This window comes from Rhodoferax sp. RT5P35, from assembly GCF_056521385.1.
On record NZ_JBWMAX010000008.1, the window covers coordinates 59,459 to 74,327 of the forward strand.

Here is a 14,869-nt window from a genome sequence, read left to right on the forward strand (position 1 = left end):
ATGGTCTGGCGTTGGGACATTCTGGCCGGGTACGGCCCCCTGTTTGCGCAGGGATTGTGGATGACGGTGCAGCTGACGGTGATTGCCACCGGCGCGGGCATGCTGCTGGGCGCGGCCGTGGGGCTGGTCAACACCAGCAGCCTGGCACCGCCCTCGCCGCCTTGGCCCGTGGCCTGGGGCCTGAAGCTGCTGCGCGCGCTGGCTACGGCCTACGTCACGTTTTTCCGGGGCACGCCGCTGTTCGTGCAGATCTTGCTAGTCCACTTTGCGCTGATGCCGCTGCTGATCCACCCCGACGGCGGCTGGCTGCTGCAGGGCGATATGGCCCGCGAGTTCCGCCAGGAGCACGGGGCCTTTTTCTCGGGCGCGGTGGCGCTCACGCTCAACGCCGGGGCCTACATCTCGGAAATCTTCCGCGCGGGCATCCAGAGCATCCACTCCGGCCAGAACGCCGCCGCCCAAAGCCTGGGCATGAGCCCCTGGCTAAGCATGCGCTACATCGTGCTGCCGCAGGCATTTCGGCGCATGGTGCCGGCGCTGGTCAATGAAATGGTGGCCCTGGTCAAAGATACCTCGCTGGTCTCGGCCATCGGCCTGCTGGAGCTGGCCATGGCCGCCCGCACCGTGGCCGGGGCCTACTCGCGCTACTGGGAACCCTACCTGGCCATCTCGGCCATGTACCTGGTGCTGACCTGGACCCTGTCGCAATTGGCCAAAAAGCTCGAAGTGCCGGAACACGCGCGCGGGCGCTAATATTTACCTTTTAACATGCCGCTTTCCTCCACTCTTTCCCCTCTGAACGCTTTCTTCGCCCAGCGCCCGCTGGTGATACTGGATGGTGCCCTGGCCACCGAACTGGAGCGACGGGGTGCTGATCTGAACGACCCACTGTGGTCGGCCAAGCTGCTTATCGAGCAGCCCGCGCTGATCTACCAGGTGCACCTGGACTACTTCCGCGCCGGGGCCGACGTGGCCACCACCGCTAGCTACCAGGCCACATTCGAGGGCTTTGCCCAACGCGGCTTCGATGCCGCTACCGCTGCCCAGTTGATGCGCAACGCGGTGCGGCTGGCGGTGGAAGCCCGCGACACCTTTTGGGCCGAGCCTGCACACCGCGTAGGCCGCATCCAGCCGCTGGTGGCCGCGTCGGTGGGTCCGTATGGCGCGATGCTGGCCAACGGCTCGGAGTACACCGGCCACTACGGCCTCAGCGAAGAAGCCCTGATGGACTTCCACCGCCCCCGCCTGGCGGTGCTGGTGGACTCCGGGGCCGACCTGCTGGCCTGCGAGACCATTCCCTGCCTGGCCGAGGCCCGCGCCCTGGCCCGCCTGTTGCCCGAGTTTCCCGGCGCGGCGGCGTGGATCAGCTTTTCGTGCCGCGACGGCTTGCACACCAGCGAAGGTGAGCTGCTGGGCGATTGCGTGGCCGCGCTGGACGGCTTTGCCCAGGTGGTGGCCGTGGGCGTGAACTGCACCGCGCCCGAATTTATTGCTTCGCTGGTGGACCAGATGCATGCGCGCACCACCAAGCCACTGCTGGTCTACCCCAACTCGGGCGAGCATTACGACCCCACCCACAAGCAATGGCACGGCAACCCCAGCGCCTCGCACTTTGCCGACCAGGCCCGGGGCTGGCATGCGCGCGGGGCCCGGCTGATTGGCGGCTGCTGCCGCACCTCGCCCGACGACATTGCCGCCGTACACCAGTGGGCCAGCGCATCGCTGCCACCCCTAACCTCGGCCCACACCCCCGCATGAAGTGGTTCGCCGCCGCGCTGCTCTGGACCTGCCTGGGCGCAGCCCACGCCACCAGTTTTGAAGACATCCAGCGCATCAAGGCCACCGAAGGCATACCCCGCTGGCGGGAAGCCGCCCAGCGCACACGGGCGCTGCGGGCCGAGCCGCCCACAGACGCGGCGGCCGCCGCCTGGACAAGCTTGGACGCGCAAACCGACCCCCAGGTGGGCAAGGCCCCGCTGGACCAAACCACAGGCGCGCTCACCAGCACCGACCTGCTGGTCAACGCCAGCTGGCTGCGCTGGCGCGTGCTGGCGGAAAACGCCGACGCGCGCTACTCTTTTGCCTACGCCATGGACCTGGCCCGCATGCGCAGCGGCACCAACAACATCGACAACTACGACGATGAAGCCATCATCTTTTTCTTCCATGCCAAGCTGGCGCTGACCCTGGACGGCATGCGCTGCACCGACCGCAGCAAGGCCGAGCACCTGCAAACCTGGTACGCCGGGCTGGACCGGTTGCAAGCGCTGGCCAAAAAAGCCGCCCTTATGCCGCAGTCCGATAAATCCGCTGCCATCCTGGAAGCCATCACTATGGAAGAAATGCTGGGCGAGCGCCCCGCCATGGGCTGGCTGTGTCCACGCCGCGATGCCGAGGCCCCCTCCACCACCACGCCACCACGGTTTCTGTCCGATGAGGCCTGGCGCAAATACCGCAAAGATCTGCTGGAACAGCTCACCCGCAACGCCTTAAAAGACCTATAACGCAAAATTTATAAGAAATAGGCCTCTAGCGCATGTTCTATCAACGCTGGTAGCTTCTATTTTTATAGCAAACTCATTTTGGAGCCTACCACCATGCTGCCGTCCACACCACTCCGCCAAACCGCCGCCGGTCTGCTTCTGGCCGTGGCAAGTGTGCAGTCCCAGGCCCAAACCCAGGCAGCGCCCAACATCCAGCCGCATGGCGGCGTGTGGCCGGTGCAGGCCGGGTTCGACTTCGACCTGGGCAAAAAGAAAGCCCTGAAAACCCGCCAGTCGGTCAGCGGCATCGCCTGCAGCCTGGATGCTAAAAATCAGCGCGTATGCCTGCTGGCGTTTGACGAGGGCGTGGAAGCCCGTTGGGCCACGCTGCAAGACGCGGCCTTGGTGGCAGAACCCACCCCGCTGCTGCTGCGCGACAACACTGGTGAACTGGATGCCGAGGGCGCAGCCACCGACGGGCGCCATTTTTACGTGACCGGCTCGCATTCGGCCAAACGCAACAGCTGCGAAAGCAACCCGCACAGCCGCCATGTGATCCGCTTCCAGCGCGACCCGGCCACTGGCCGCGCCCTGCGCAGTGCCGACGGCAAGCTCGTGGGCTATGCCGACACCGGGCGTTTGTGGAGCGTGATGCAGGCCCAGCCCGCGCTGCAAGCCTTTGCCCAGGAGCGCGCCTGCCTGGGTGCCGATGCCGGGGTCAACATCGAAGGTCTGGCCGTGCGCGACGGGCGCTTGTATTTCGGCTTGCGCAGCATGGGGGCCGTGCTGGCGGTGGATGCCGACGCACTCTTCACCCCCGCTGCTGCCGTGCCGGCCACGGTGATCCCGCTGGTCCTGGGCACCGGGCGCGGCATCCGCGACATGGAGGCGGTGGACAAAGGCTTTCTGCTGCTGGCCGGGCCGGACGATGTGGACACCCACCAGGGCGTGGGCTGGACCCTGGCCTGGTGGGACGGCCAACCCAGCCCCATCCCAATCACCCCCAAAGTGTTGGCATCGTTGGATCTGGCCAAAGTCAAGCTGCGCGATTGCGACAAGGAACTCAAGCCCGAGGCGCTGACCGTGCTGAAAGAAACGCCCAGCAGCTACGAAGTGCTGGTGCTGTCCGACGGGATGTGCGACGGCGGACCGCTGGCGTTTACGGTGCCGAAGTAGCCTGTGTAGCCAGCGATAAAGCCTGCGCCGCCTCCAGCAAATAGGCCCGCGCGTCTTCTTCGGTCGGCCCGGCATGCCGGTCGATGCGGCGGATGTACGGGCAAGTCAGCGCCGCCAGAGCGTTGCCGTCCACGCCCAAAATCGGGTACGAAATATCCACCACACCAAAAGACTGCAAGCTATTGCCCTGGCGGTAGCCCAGCCGCCGCACGGTATCCAGCACGGCCACCAGGTCGGCGCTGTCCATGGGCACTTCGCCGTCCAGCGTAGTGTGTTCAGTCAGCATGCGCGCGGTGCGTTCGGCATCGCCGAAGGCCAGCAGCACATGGCCCGAGGCCGAATCCACCAGACCCACACGTGCGCCCAGCCGGGTGGACATGCCCCAAGCGCTAGGGCCATTGACCTGTGCGGTGATCAACACGCTACCCCGGTCGTACACCCCCATGTGGCACGACTGCTCGGCCCGCTGGGCAAACACGTCCATCAGCGGCAGCGCCTGCGACACCAGTCGGTTCAGCGGCGGGTGCATGTGGGCCAGCGCAAACAGTTTTAGGCTGAGCGCATACCGGTCGCCCGAGACCGAGCGCATCACGTACTGGCGCACCACCAGCCGCTCCAGCATGCGGTAGATTTCGCTGGCCCCGCGGTCCATGGCCTTGACGATTTCGGCCCGGGTCAGGCCCTGGGGTTGGCTGGCCAGCAGCTCCAGGATGTCCAGGCCCTTGTCCAGGGCGGGGGCGCGGTAACGGTCGTCGGGTGCCACGTTGTCGGCTTTAGTCATACATGTAGTGGGTTGTTGAGGGAAAGTACCAAGACGCGCGGCCTGCTTCACGCCCTAGTATTGCGCCAATGTTCATCCATGAACACTTTGTTTGCATATAAATACAAACCCTATACCTCCTCTATAGGACCGCATGGCAGCACTTATAAGCATCACCCATCTGAGCAAGTCGTTCCCCGGCGTGAAGGCGCTGAACGACTGCCAGTTTGAACTGGCCCCCGGCGAGGTGCATGCGCTGATGGGGGAAAACGGCGCAGGCAAATCCACGCTGATGAAGGTGCTGGCAGGCGTGTACACCAAGGACGCAGGCGATATCCAGATGGACGGGAAAGCGGTGGACATCCCCACGCCAAGGGCGGCGCAGGCCTTAGGGATCGGCATCATCCACCAGGAGCTGAACCTGATGAACCACCTCAGCGCCGCGCAAAACATCTTCATCGGGCGCGAGCCCATGGGGCGTTTCGGACTGTTTGTGGACCAGCAAAAAATGGTGGATGACACCCAGACCATCTTCGACCGCCTGCACCTGCAACTGGACCCGCGCGTCGAGGTGGGCGAACTCACCGTAGCCAAGCAGCAGATGGTGGAGATTGCCAAAGCGTTGTCATTCGACTCCCGCGTGCTGATCATGGACGAGCCCACCGCCGCGCTGAACAACGCCGAAATCGACGACCTGTTTCGCATCATCCGCCAGCTGAAGAGCCAGGGCGTGGGCATTGTCTACATCTCGCACAAGATGGACGAGCTCAAGATCATCAGCGACCGCGTCACCGTGATGCGCGACGGCGAATACATCGGCACCGTGCCCACCGCCACTACCAGCATGGACACCATCATCGGCATGATGGTGGGCCGCGCGCTGGAAGTGCACCAGCCCGTGGCCTACACCCACAGCGGTGACAGCGATGCCGTGATGCTGGAAGTGAAAGGGTTGAATCGGGGCCGCAGCATCAAGGACGTATCTTTCAGCGTGCGCAAGGGCGAGATTCTGGGGTTTGCCGGGCTGATGGGTGCAGGCCGTACCGAGGTGGCGCGGGCCATCTTTGGGGCTGACGCGCGCGACGCGGGCGAGATCCGGGTCAAGGGCCAGGTGGTGCACATCCAGGCCCCCAGTGATGCGGTTCGCTGCGGCATTGGCTATTTATCCGAAGACCGCAAACGCTACGGCCTAGCCACCGGCATGGACGTGCAGTCCAACATCCTGCTGGCAAACCTGAAGAATTTTGTGTCGATGGGCTTTTGGCTCAAGCGCCATGAGATTGAAGCCGTGGCGCAGAAATACGTGGGGCAACTGGGCATCAAAACCCCGTCCATCTTCCAGCGCGCCGGTCTGCTGTCGGGCGGCAACCAGCAAAAAATTGTGATTGCCAAATGGCTGCTGCGCGACTGCGAGGTGCTGTTTTTTGACGAACCTACGCGCGGTATCGACGTGGGGGCCAAGGCCGAGATCTACAAACTGCTGCACGCCCTGGCCGAGCAGGGGCGCGCCATTGTGATGATCTCCAGCGAGCTGCCCGAGGTGCTGCGCATGAGCCACCGCATCGTGGTGATGTGCGAGGGCCGCATCACCGGCGAGTTGTCGGCGGCCGAGGCCACCCAAGAAAAAATCATGCAACTCGCCACCCAGCGCGAAGTGCTCACCCACTAAAACTCCAAAACCGCCCATGTCCAATTTATCTGCAGCCCAACGCCTCAAAGCCGCCCTGTTCAGCCAAAGCACCCGGCAAAAGCTGCTGGCCTTTACCAGTCTGGTAGGGCTGATGGTGTTTTTCAGCGCCGCCTCGCCCAACTTTTTGCAGACCGACAACCTGGTCGGCATCCTGCAGGCCACGGCGGTAAACGGCGTGCTGGCCATTGCCTGCACCTTCGTCATCATCACCTCGGGCATCGATTTGTCGGTGGGCACGCTGATGACGTTTTGCGCGGTGATGGCGGGCGTGTTCATGACCTACTGGGGTTTGCCCATGTATGTGGGCATTGCGGCGGCGATCGTGTTTGGCGCGCTGGCGGGCTGGGTTTCGGGCTTTTTGATTGCCAAGCTGAAGATCCCGCCTTTTATTGCCACGCTGGGCATGATGATGCTGCTCAAAGGCTTGTCGCTGGTGATATCAGGCACCAAGCCGATTTACTTCAACGATACGCCGGATTTTTCGTATATCTCGCAAGAATCGCTGATCGGCTATTTCTTTCCCAGTTTGCCGATTCCCAACGCGGTGCTAATTTTGTTTGTGGTTGCGGTGGTGTCCAGTCTGATTTTGAATAAAACCATTTTGGGCAGCTATACCTTTGCCCTGGGCAGCAACGAAGAAGCCGTGCGCTTGTCTGGCGTGAATGTAGACCGCTGGAAGATCATTATCTATTCGCTCAACGGTGCCATTTGCGGCATTGCCGGGCTGCTGATTGCATCCCGCCTGAATTCGGCCCAACCTGCATTGGGACAAGGCTATGAGCTGGATGCGATTGCAGCGGTGGTGATTGGCGGCACCTCGCTCAGCGGCGGCGCGGGCACGATATTGGGCACGATTATTGGCGCTTTCATCATGAGCGTATTAACCAATGGGCTGCGTATTATGTCGGTTGCCCAGGAATGGCAAACCGTGATTACCGGAATCATCATTATTTTGGCGGTATACGCTGATATTTTAAGGAGGCGCAAATAACCCACGAGTACTTCATGCACCCACCCGCAATTTCGATACCTATAACATTTGGAGACACGACATGATTTTTAAAAAACAACTGATTTGCCTTGCTGTTGGTTTTAGCTTGACTTCTTTATTCACCGGCAAAAGCTTTGCAGCCGATGAAATTTATATTCCGCTGGTGTCCAAGGGCTTCCAGCACCAGTTTTGGCAGGCTGTGAAACTCGGTGCCGACCAGGCCGGTAAAGACCTGAAGGTCAAAGTCACCTTCGAAGGCCCTGAAACCGAAGCCATGGTGGACAAGCAAATCGACATGCTGTCCTCGGCTCTGGCCAAGAAGCCTGCCGCCATCGGCTTTGCCGCGCTGGACAGCAAGGCCGCCATTCCGCTGCTGAAAAAGGCTCAGGCCGCCAAGATTCCGGTGGTCGCGTTTGACTCGGGCGTGGACAGCGACATCCCCGTGACCACCGCCACCACCGACAACAAGGCCGCTGCCGCCCTGGCTGCCGACAAGATGGCCGGCTTGATCGGCAACGCTGGTGAAGTCGCCCTGGTGGTGCACGACCAGACCAGCCGCACCGGTGTAGACCGGCGCGATGGCTTTGTGGAGCGCATCAAATCGACCTACCCCAACATCAAGATTGTCAGCGTGCAATACGGTGCGGGCGACCAATTGAAATCCACCGAAATCACCAAGTCCATTCTGCAGGCCAACCCCAACATCAAAGGCATTTTTGGTGCCAATGAAGGCTCGGCCATCGGTGTATTGAACGGTGCCAAAGAGATGAAGCGCAGCATCATCATCATCGGCTACGACTCGGGCAAACAGCAAAAAGATGCCGTGCGCAGCGGTGCCATGGCCGGAGCCATCACCCAGAACCCGGTGGGCATTGGCTACAAAACCGTCGAAGCCGCCGTCAAGGCACTCAAGGGCGAGAAACTGCCCAAGATCATCGACACCGGCTTCTACTTTTACGACAAATCCAACATCGACGATCCCAAGATCGCTGCCGTTTTGTACGACTAAAGCCTGACGGTTTTTCGAGGCTCCTGCGGGAGCCTCCTCTTTTTTTCTCCATTCTTAAGAGTCCCCGCATGCCTGTCATCCAATCCCTGCGCGCCATTGATCTGCGCTTCCCCACTTCGCAGCACCTGGACGGCTCGGATGCGATGAACCCCGATCCCGACTATTCCGCCGCCTACGTCATTCTGGAAACCGACCAGCCCGGCCTGAATGGCCATGGCCTGACCTTCACCATTGGCCGCGGCAACGACATCTGTTGCGCCGCCATCCACGCCATGCAGCACCTGGTGGTGGGCCTGGACCTGGACTGGATAGCGGCCGACATGGGCCGCTTCTGGCGGCACATCACCTCCGACAGCCAACTGCGCTGGATCGGCCCCGACAAAGGCGCGATCCACCTGGCAACCGGCGCGGTGGTGAATGCGGTCTGGGACCTGTGGGCCAAATCGGTGGGCAAGCCGGTGTGGCAACTGGTGGGCGAAATGAGCCCCGAAGAACTGGTGCGCTGCATCGACTTTCGCTACATCACCGACTGCATCACCCCCATTGAGGCCCTGGCGCTGCTGACCGAGCGCGCAGTAGGCAAAGCCGAGCGCCTGGCCATCCTGCAGCGCGAAGGCTATCCCTGCTACACCACCTCGGCAGGTTGGTTAGGCTATGGCGATGAGAAGCTACGCCGCCTATGCCAGGAAGCGGTGGACGCGGGCTTCAACCACGTCAAGCTCAAGGTGGGTCGCGACAAAGCCGACGACATCCGCCGCCTGCGCATCGCCCGCGAAGTGCTGGGCCCGGACCGGCATTTGATGATCGATGCCAACCAGGTCTGGGACGTGGGCCAGGCGGTGGACTGGCTGAAAGACCTGGCTTTTGCCAAGCCCTGGTTCATCGAAGAACCCACCAGCCCCGACGACATCGAAGGCCACCGCGTCATCCGCGAGAGCGTGGCCCCGATGCAGGTCGCCACTGGCGAAATGTGCCAAAACCGCATCCTGTTCAAACAGTTCATCATGCGCGGCGCCATTGACGTGGTGCAGATCGACTCCTGCCGCCTGGGCGGTGTGAACGAAATCCTGGCCGTGATGCTGATGGCCGCCAAATATAACTTGCCCGTGTGTCCGCACGCGGGCGGCGTGGGCCTGTGCGAGTACGTGCAGCACCTGTCGATGATCGACTACCTGAGCATCGCCGGCACCCGCGAGGGCCGCGTCATCGAGTACGTAGACCACCTGCACGAGCACTTCATCGACCCCTGTGTCATCCAGAACGCCGCCTACATGCCGCCCTCCGCGGCGGGCTTTTCAATTGAGATGCTGCCCGATACCTTGGTGCAGTACGCATTCAAAAAGTAATGCAAAAAATCGACAGCCACCAGCACTACTGGCGCTTTGAGCCCGCGGCTTTTCCGTGGATCAGCCCCGGCATGGCCGTGCTGGCGCAAGACCGGTCGCCCAGCGATTGCCCGATGCACAGCAGCGGAGTCTCCGGCTCTATCGCCGTGCAGGCCCGTACCGAGGCGACAGAGACCGACTTTCTGCTCGACCTGGCCGCGCACAACCCCAGCATCATGGGCGTAGTAGGCTGGGCCGACCTGGCCAGCCCTGCACTGGAAGCACAGCTCGACGGATGGGCGCAGCAGCCGAAACTGTGCGGTTTTCGCCATATCCTGCAAGACGAACCCGATGTGGCGCAAGTCGTCAACAACCCGCTGTTTCGGCGTGGCGTGGCGCTACTGCAAAGCCAAAAACTGAGCTACGACGTGCTGGTGTTTGCCCACCAGATGCCGCTAGTGGTCGACTTCTGCGCCACGCACGATGCCCACTGGCTGGTGCTGGACCACCTGGGCAAGCCGCCCCTCAAGAACCCCGAACAGATGCCGCAATGGACCCAGTCGCTGAAAGCACTGGCCGCCCTGCCCCACGTGGCGTGCAAACTGTCAGGCCTGGTCACCGAAGCCGCTTGGCCGTTTGCCCATGGCCTACCCACGAGCGTGCAGCAAACCGTCTGGGACTGCTTTGATACCGCACTCGAAGCCTTTGGCCCGTCGCGCCTGCTGTTCGGCTCCGACTGGCCAGTGTGCGAGCTGGCCGCACCCTATCCCGCTGTGCACGAGTTGGCGCAGACCTGGGCGGCCAGACGTTTATCCGAATCCGAACAAACCGATTTCTGGTCCGGCAACGCCATCCGTTGCTACAACCTCAACTCAAAGTAAACCCCATGGATCTGCATCTCAAAGACAAAGTTATCCTCGTCACCGGTGGCGGCAGCGGCATAGGCGGCGCGATTTCGCTAGCGCTGGCGCAAGAGGGGGCGATTCCCGTCATCCTGGGCAAAAGCGCCTTGAACAGCGACTTTGCGGCCCAGCTCAGCGCCCTGCAACCCCACTTCCTTTTCATTCAGCTCAATCTGCAAGACGATGCCGCCTGCGGTGCCGCCGTGGCGCAGACCATGGCCACGTTTCAGCGCATTGAAGGCCTGGTCAACAACGCAGGCATCAACGACAGCGTGGGCCTGGACGCGGGGCGGGACGCATTTGTAGCCTCGCTGGACAAGAACCTCATCCACTATTACGTGATGGCCCACTACTGCGTGCCACACCTGAAGGCGTCACGCGGATCAATAGTCAACATCTCATCCAAAACCGCCCTGACCGGCCAGGGCGACACCAGCGGCTACACGGCCTCCAAGGGCGCGCAACTGTCCCTGACCCGCGAGTGGGCGGCCTCGCTGCTGAAGGACGGCGTACGCGTCAATGCCGTTATTCCCGCCGAAGTGATGACCCCGCTGTACGAGCGCTGGATCAGCAGCTTCCCCGATGCCGAAGAAAAGCTGCGCAGCATCACCAGCAAAATCCCGCTCGGCCAGCGCATGACCACCTTGGAAGAGATCGCCCGCACCACTGTTTTCCTGCTGTCCGATGCCGCCAGCCACACCACCGGGCAGTGGCTGTTTGTGGACGGTGGCTACACGCACCTGGACCGGGCGCTGAGCTGATTGCATGACCAGATGGCCAGGACCGGCCCGCTGTATCAGTTCTGTATTTTTAGGCCTATTTTCAGGTATGAAAATGGCGGCTTGTGCTGACCAGATAAGCACGAGAAGCTCCTATTTTTTACTACCAAAAGAGAAGCAATCTGTTTGGGCTGCACGGGTGGTAGCCAATGGGGGTCGGATCCCAATTGCGCACAGGTTGCTGGCGGGTCGAGACGGCTGTATCCCGCATTTGGGCTCCGACCCCTATTGGCGGATTTGCATTGATGTTTTCTGGCTGCCTGCCAGCATCCTCGGCCGGGTGATGCGTCCGGCGGCGCAGTCTCTTTTACAGAAACCCGCGAAGCGGGTTTTCTTTTGCGCAATGGCGTGCTCTGCACGCGGGGTTCACTCACTTTGCGAGGCAAAGTTACGTGAACACCAAAAGTAACCCAAAGAAAGGCGCCCCAACTGTCTGCGCCCTCCGCTGGCGCTACGGGAACCTGCGGTGCGCGCTTTGGTCGGGGTCTGGCTAAACTCGCTGGCGCTCAAACAACGCCAGCCCTGATCCGCCCAAAGCTGTGCTCCTTGGCGCATACAGATGGGGACCCCGGGTAGCGGGATCGGCCCGGCTACGCCGGGCATCGCGCCTAGGGCGCGAGCTCAGCGTGGCGTTTGGCTTGGTTCACATCGGCAAAACTGCGGCATTGGTGCATTTAAGGTTTTTAGGCCTATTTTTAAGTGCCAAAAAAGCCGCCAGCGCTCATGGAATAGGCGCAAGAAGCTCCTGTTTTTTACTATCAAAAGAGAAGTAATACTTACGGCTGTACGGGCGGTAACCAATGTGGTCGGATCGCGATTGCACGCAGAGAAGTTTGTCACCGTGTCGGGTGTGTGCTTGCCCGCATTCGTGCTCCGACCCCTTTGGCGGATTGGCGGCCCTTGGGCACGCCCCTGGCTGAGATATGTCCCAGGGCTGCGCTATCGCTGCTGCAAGGCTTTGGCAGGCTATAGTGGTGGACCCACTTGGAATGCGGGGTTTGTCTGAATTTTTATACCTGTATAAAAGTCCATTGCCCGCATCAAAAACCAATCAGCAAGCCGTTTCCAGAAAATTTCGGTGAATTATTTAAACCTCAGCAGCCGATTTAAACCTTAGGGTTTGCGGCGTACATCAGTTCGGCGTCACAGGCACCTGCGTACTTGTTGCCACTAATCACATAACGATCGAATTACACGATGGCTAGAACCGACGTCTTCATTAGCCACGCGAGCGAAGACAAGCTTGATGTTGCAAGACCTCTCGCTGCGTTACTCGTCCAAGCTGGTCTCAGTGTCTGGTTAGATGAGGCCGAGCTGGTTTTAGGGGATAGCCTGCGTCGAAAGATCGATCAAGGCTTAGCGTCTGCACGGCATGGCGTGGTCATCTTGAGCAAAGCCTTCTTCGCCAAAGAATGGCCACAAAAAGAACTTGATGCGCTCGTCGCAAGAGAAGACGGCACGCTGTCCGTTATCCTGCCTGTGTGGCACAACATCACCGCACGCGAAATAGCCGCCTTTTCGCCAATGCTCGCTGATCGCCTAGGCACCCGAACAGACAACGGACTGCCCAGCGCAGTAGCTGCAATCCTCAGGGCCGTTCGGCATCACGCAACGGTTGATGATCCAACTTCAGAGCCAAAGCCACGGACAGCGCCGCAGGCATCGCCAAGTTCCATCGGACCAAAGAGAATCGATCAACTCGTAGTTGAATTCATTGATCGCGTTGCAGAGATCAATGAGCAAGATCAAGAAATCTCAGGCATCAGGACCGGATTTCACGACTTAGATCGCCTTGTCAACGGCCTTACGCCTGGAGAACTTTACGTCCTGGCTTCAAGACCTTCCGTTGGAAGCACGACCTTCGCGCTAAATGTTGCGCAGCATGTTGCCTCCGTCGAAGGCATACCTGTCCTTTATTTTTCGCCTCACGCGCGAGGTCAAGAACTCTTAAATCGCTTAGTCGCTGCAACGGGTCGCATCGACCGCTGGCACCTCGCCTCCGGTCGACTCGCCGAAGACGAATGGAAGCGCCTAGCCGACGCGGTCGAGGTGGTTCACAAGGGACCGATGTATCTCGATGACACATCACCTCTAACCATTCCGGATGTCATAGCTCGAAGTGAACAGGTACGAAATGAAGCAGGAGCCATCGCGCTAATCGTTATCGACACATTTGAAATGCTGAGTCAAGCAAACGGACAACAAGTGCCCGAAACTGAAATTCGTCAACTGCGCACGCTAGCTCGCCAAATCAACTGTCCAGTCTTGCTCCTCAGCATGATTCCTCGCAAATCAGAAACAAGAATCGACAAACGACCTTTGCTTTCAGATTTGACGCACCACGAAGCAATCGAACAAAACGCCACAGCAGTCTTTCTTCTCTATCGAGATGACTTCTACAACCGTGACTCAACTGACACCGGCTCCATAGAGGTGATCGTCGCTCAGAACCGTGGCAGGGTCGTTGGAACCGTAAAGCTGGCGTTTACAAAAGCCTCAGGGCGCATGGACAACCTTGCCTATCCAGAGTAGCGAGGTGATGCCGACCCCTTTCATCGAGAAGACGCTGCTCGGCAAGCCGGCCAGAGCCTCTAACGTCAAACGTTGAAGCTGTAAAAAAGATCTTTGGCACGGCGTTTGCGGTCAACCTAGCCATGAAGATCGCGACCATGGCCCGCAACAAATTTCAAGACCACAAAAGCCTGTTGCTGTCGGTAGCCAGCCTTTCCACCCAATCAACGGGCAGGCAACCCGTCAAACCCGCCAATGCTCCAGCCTGCACCCAGTGGTACGCCATCCGAAACAGAAGAGAGCCGCCAAAACGGCAGCCAGCGCTGATGGAACCAGCACAAGCAGCTACTACTTTTATAGCTAGTGCTTTTCTGGCAACGGAATAAATTCCGCATCCCCCGGCACCTGGCCCATGCGATGCGCTTGCCAATCCCCTTCGGCTTGCAAGATGCGCTCTTTGCGGCTGGAAACGAAGTTCCAGCTGATGAAGCGGTGGCCGTCCAGCGCGTCGCCGCCGATCACCAGCAGGCGCACGGCCGCGGTGGCGCGGATCTGCGTGCTCACACCAGGCTGCAGCAGCGCCAGGGTACGGGCGGCCAGCACCGCGCCGTCCACTTCCACATCGCCATCCACCGCGTATACAGCCATTTCCTGCGCCAGCGGCGGCAGGTCCAGCAGGCCACCAGCGGGCAGCATGATGTCGAGATACAGGGTGGGCGCATGAGTAGCCACCGGAGACGTTGTGCCCCAAGCCTGGCCGATCAGCACGCGTACCTGGGCATCGCCCACGGCCAGCTCGGGAATGTCGGCGGCGGGGGTGTGGGTGAAGCTGGGCTCCACCTCTTCAAAGGCCTGCGGCAGCGCGGCCCAGAGCTGGATGCCGTGGTTGGTGTAGGCACTGGCGGCCAGCGCAGGCGGTGGCCGCTCGGAATGGACGATGCCGCGACCGGCGGTCATCCAGTTGATGGCCCCCGGGGCGATCTGTTGTACGCAGCCCAGGCTGTCGCTGTGCAGCATCGCGCCTTCGAATAAGTAGGTGACCGTGGCCAACCCGATGTGCGGGTGCGGACGCACAGCATGGCCCCCGCCGGGATGCACGGTTACCGGACCAAAGTGGTCAAAAAATAAAAAGGGCCCGACCGACTGCCGCGCGGCTGCGGGCAGCACCCGGCGCACCACAAAACCGCCCCCCAAATCTTTGGCATGGCCGGTGAGTTGCAGGGTGATGGGCATGGTCGGGCTC

At 60.8% G+C, this 14,869-nt stretch carries 14 protein-coding genes; 12 read left to right on the plus strand and 2 right to left on the minus strand.

The features are described 5' to 3' along the window. The 4 genes from AC097L_RS14060 (at nt 1) to AC097L_RS14075 (ending at nt 3,659) form a co-directional block, all read left to right on the plus strand. Entirely contained in the window at nt 1–753 is a 753-nt protein-coding gene (locus AC097L_RS14060; protein ID WP_295954992.1) for an amino acid ABC transporter permease, read from the plus strand. A 15-nt stretch (nt 754–768) separates the two neighbouring features. Further along, complete coding sequence (gene mmuM / locus AC097L_RS14065) at nt 769–1,758, plus strand: homocysteine S-methyltransferase (RefSeq protein WP_479587048.1); 990 nt, start codon at nt 769–771, stop codon at nt 1,756–1,758. Then, nucleotides 1,755–2,504, plus strand: coding sequence for a hypothetical protein (locus tag AC097L_RS14070; RefSeq protein WP_479587049.1), 750 nt, complete (start codon nt 1,755–1,757; stop codon nt 2,502–2,504). Before mmuM ends, AC097L_RS14070 begins: the two co-directional genes overlap by 4 nt. 93 nt (nt 2,505–2,597) lie before the next feature. Then, the gene (locus tag AC097L_RS14075; RefSeq protein ID WP_479587050.1) at nt 2,598–3,659 is read left to right on the plus strand and encodes a DUF3616 domain-containing protein; all 1,062 of its coding nucleotides are present in this window, start codon (nt 2,598–2,600) and stop codon (nt 3,657–3,659) included. Here AC097L_RS14075 and AC097L_RS14080 read toward each other — a convergent pair. Further along, complete coding sequence (locus AC097L_RS14080; RefSeq protein WP_479587051.1) at nt 3,643–4,440, minus strand: IclR family transcriptional regulator; 798 nt, start codon at nt 4,438–4,440, stop codon at nt 3,643–3,645. The two genes, AC097L_RS14075 and AC097L_RS14080, sit on opposite strands and share 17 nt — an antisense overlap. Nucleotides 4,441–4,573: 133 nt before the next feature. Between AC097L_RS14080 and AC097L_RS14085 the strand changes: the two genes are divergently transcribed. The 8 genes from AC097L_RS14085 (at nt 4,574) to AC097L_RS14120 (ending at nt 14,012) form a co-directional block, all read left to right on the plus strand. Continuing rightward, nucleotides 4,574–6,088: a sugar ABC transporter ATP-binding protein gene (locus AC097L_RS14085; protein WP_479587052.1), complete on the plus strand. Its 1,515-nt coding sequence runs from the start codon at nt 4,574–4,576 to the stop codon at nt 6,086–6,088. Between the two features lie 16 nt (nt 6,089–6,104). Beyond that, nucleotides 6,105–7,100 (plus strand): ABC transporter permease, encoded by a 996-nt coding sequence (locus tag AC097L_RS14090; RefSeq protein WP_479587053.1) that lies wholly within the window; start codon nt 6,105–6,107, stop codon nt 7,098–7,100. 64 nt (nt 7,101–7,164) lie between these two features. Then, nucleotides 7,165–8,109 (plus strand): substrate-binding domain-containing protein, encoded by a 945-nt coding sequence (locus AC097L_RS14095; protein ID WP_479587331.1) that lies wholly within the window; start codon nt 7,165–7,167, stop codon nt 8,107–8,109. A 68-nt stretch (nt 8,110–8,177) separates the two neighbouring features. Then, nucleotides 8,178–9,455, plus strand: coding sequence for an L-fuconate dehydratase (locus AC097L_RS14100; RefSeq protein WP_479587054.1), 1,278 nt, complete (start codon nt 8,178–8,180; stop codon nt 9,453–9,455). After that, complete coding sequence (locus AC097L_RS14105; RefSeq protein WP_479587055.1) at nt 9,455–10,315, plus strand: L-fucono-1,5-lactonase; 861 nt, start codon at nt 9,455–9,457, stop codon at nt 10,313–10,315. Before AC097L_RS14100 ends, AC097L_RS14105 begins: the two co-directional genes overlap by 1 nt. A 5-nt stretch (nt 10,316–10,320) precedes the next feature. Next, nucleotides 10,321–11,097 (plus strand): L-fucose dehydrogenase, encoded by a 777-nt coding sequence (locus tag AC097L_RS14110; protein WP_479587056.1) that lies wholly within the window; start codon nt 10,321–10,323, stop codon nt 11,095–11,097. Nucleotides 11,098–12,312: 1,215 nt separating this feature from the next. Continuing rightward, nucleotides 12,313–13,647: a DnaB-like helicase C-terminal domain-containing protein gene (locus tag AC097L_RS14115; RefSeq protein WP_479587057.1), complete on the plus strand. Its 1,335-nt coding sequence runs from the start codon at nt 12,313–12,315 to the stop codon at nt 13,645–13,647. 122 nt (nt 13,648–13,769) lie between these two features. Then, complete coding sequence (locus AC097L_RS14120; RefSeq protein WP_479587058.1) at nt 13,770–14,012, plus strand: hypothetical protein; 243 nt, start codon at nt 13,770–13,772, stop codon at nt 14,010–14,012. On the opposite strand, the gene AC097L_RS14125 is transcribed toward AC097L_RS14120, so the two are convergent. Beyond that, complete coding sequence (locus AC097L_RS14125; RefSeq protein ID WP_479587059.1) at nt 13,987–14,859, minus strand: pirin family protein; 873 nt, start codon at nt 14,857–14,859, stop codon at nt 13,987–13,989. The genes AC097L_RS14120 and AC097L_RS14125 overlap by 26 nt on opposite strands. Between the last annotated feature and the right edge of the window lie 10 nt (nt 14,860–14,869).

Bases quoted from the DNA above. Each gene is read 5' to 3' on its own strand.
- AC097L_RS14060 (WP_295954992.1), top strand. From the start codon at position 1: ATGGTCTGGCGTTGGGACATTCTGGCCGGGTACGGCCCCCTGTTTGCG.
- mmuM (WP_479587048.1), top strand. From the start codon at position 769: ATGCCGCTTTCCTCCACTCTTTCCCCTCTGAACGCTTTCTTCGCCCAG.
- AC097L_RS14070 (WP_479587049.1), top strand. From the start codon at position 1,755: ATGAAGTGGTTCGCCGCCGCGCTGCTCTGGACCTGCCTGGGCGCAGCC.
- AC097L_RS14075 (WP_479587050.1), top strand. From the start codon at position 2,598: ATGCTGCCGTCCACACCACTCCGCCAAACCGCCGCCGGTCTGCTTCTG.
- AC097L_RS14080 (WP_479587051.1), bottom strand. From the start codon at position 4,440: ATGACTAAAGCCGACAACGTGGCACCCGACGACCGTTACCGCGCCCCC.
- AC097L_RS14085 (WP_479587052.1), top strand. From the start codon at position 4,574: ATGGCAGCACTTATAAGCATCACCCATCTGAGCAAGTCGTTCCCCGGC.
- AC097L_RS14090 (WP_479587053.1), top strand. From the start codon at position 6,105: ATGTCCAATTTATCTGCAGCCCAACGCCTCAAAGCCGCCCTGTTCAGC.
- AC097L_RS14100 (WP_479587054.1), top strand. From the start codon at position 8,178: ATGCCTGTCATCCAATCCCTGCGCGCCATTGATCTGCGCTTCCCCACT.
- AC097L_RS14105 (WP_479587055.1), top strand. From the start codon at position 9,455: ATGCAAAAAATCGACAGCCACCAGCACTACTGGCGCTTTGAGCCCGCG.
- AC097L_RS14110 (WP_479587056.1), top strand. From the start codon at position 10,321: ATGGATCTGCATCTCAAAGACAAAGTTATCCTCGTCACCGGTGGCGGC.
- AC097L_RS14115 (WP_479587057.1), top strand. From the start codon at position 12,313: ATGGCTAGAACCGACGTCTTCATTAGCCACGCGAGCGAAGACAAGCTT.
- AC097L_RS14120 (WP_479587058.1), top strand. From the start codon at position 13,770: ATGAAGATCGCGACCATGGCCCGCAACAAATTTCAAGACCACAAAAGC.
- AC097L_RS14125 (WP_479587059.1), bottom strand. From the start codon at position 14,859: ATGCCCATCACCCTGCAACTCACCGGCCATGCCAAAGATTTGGGGGGC.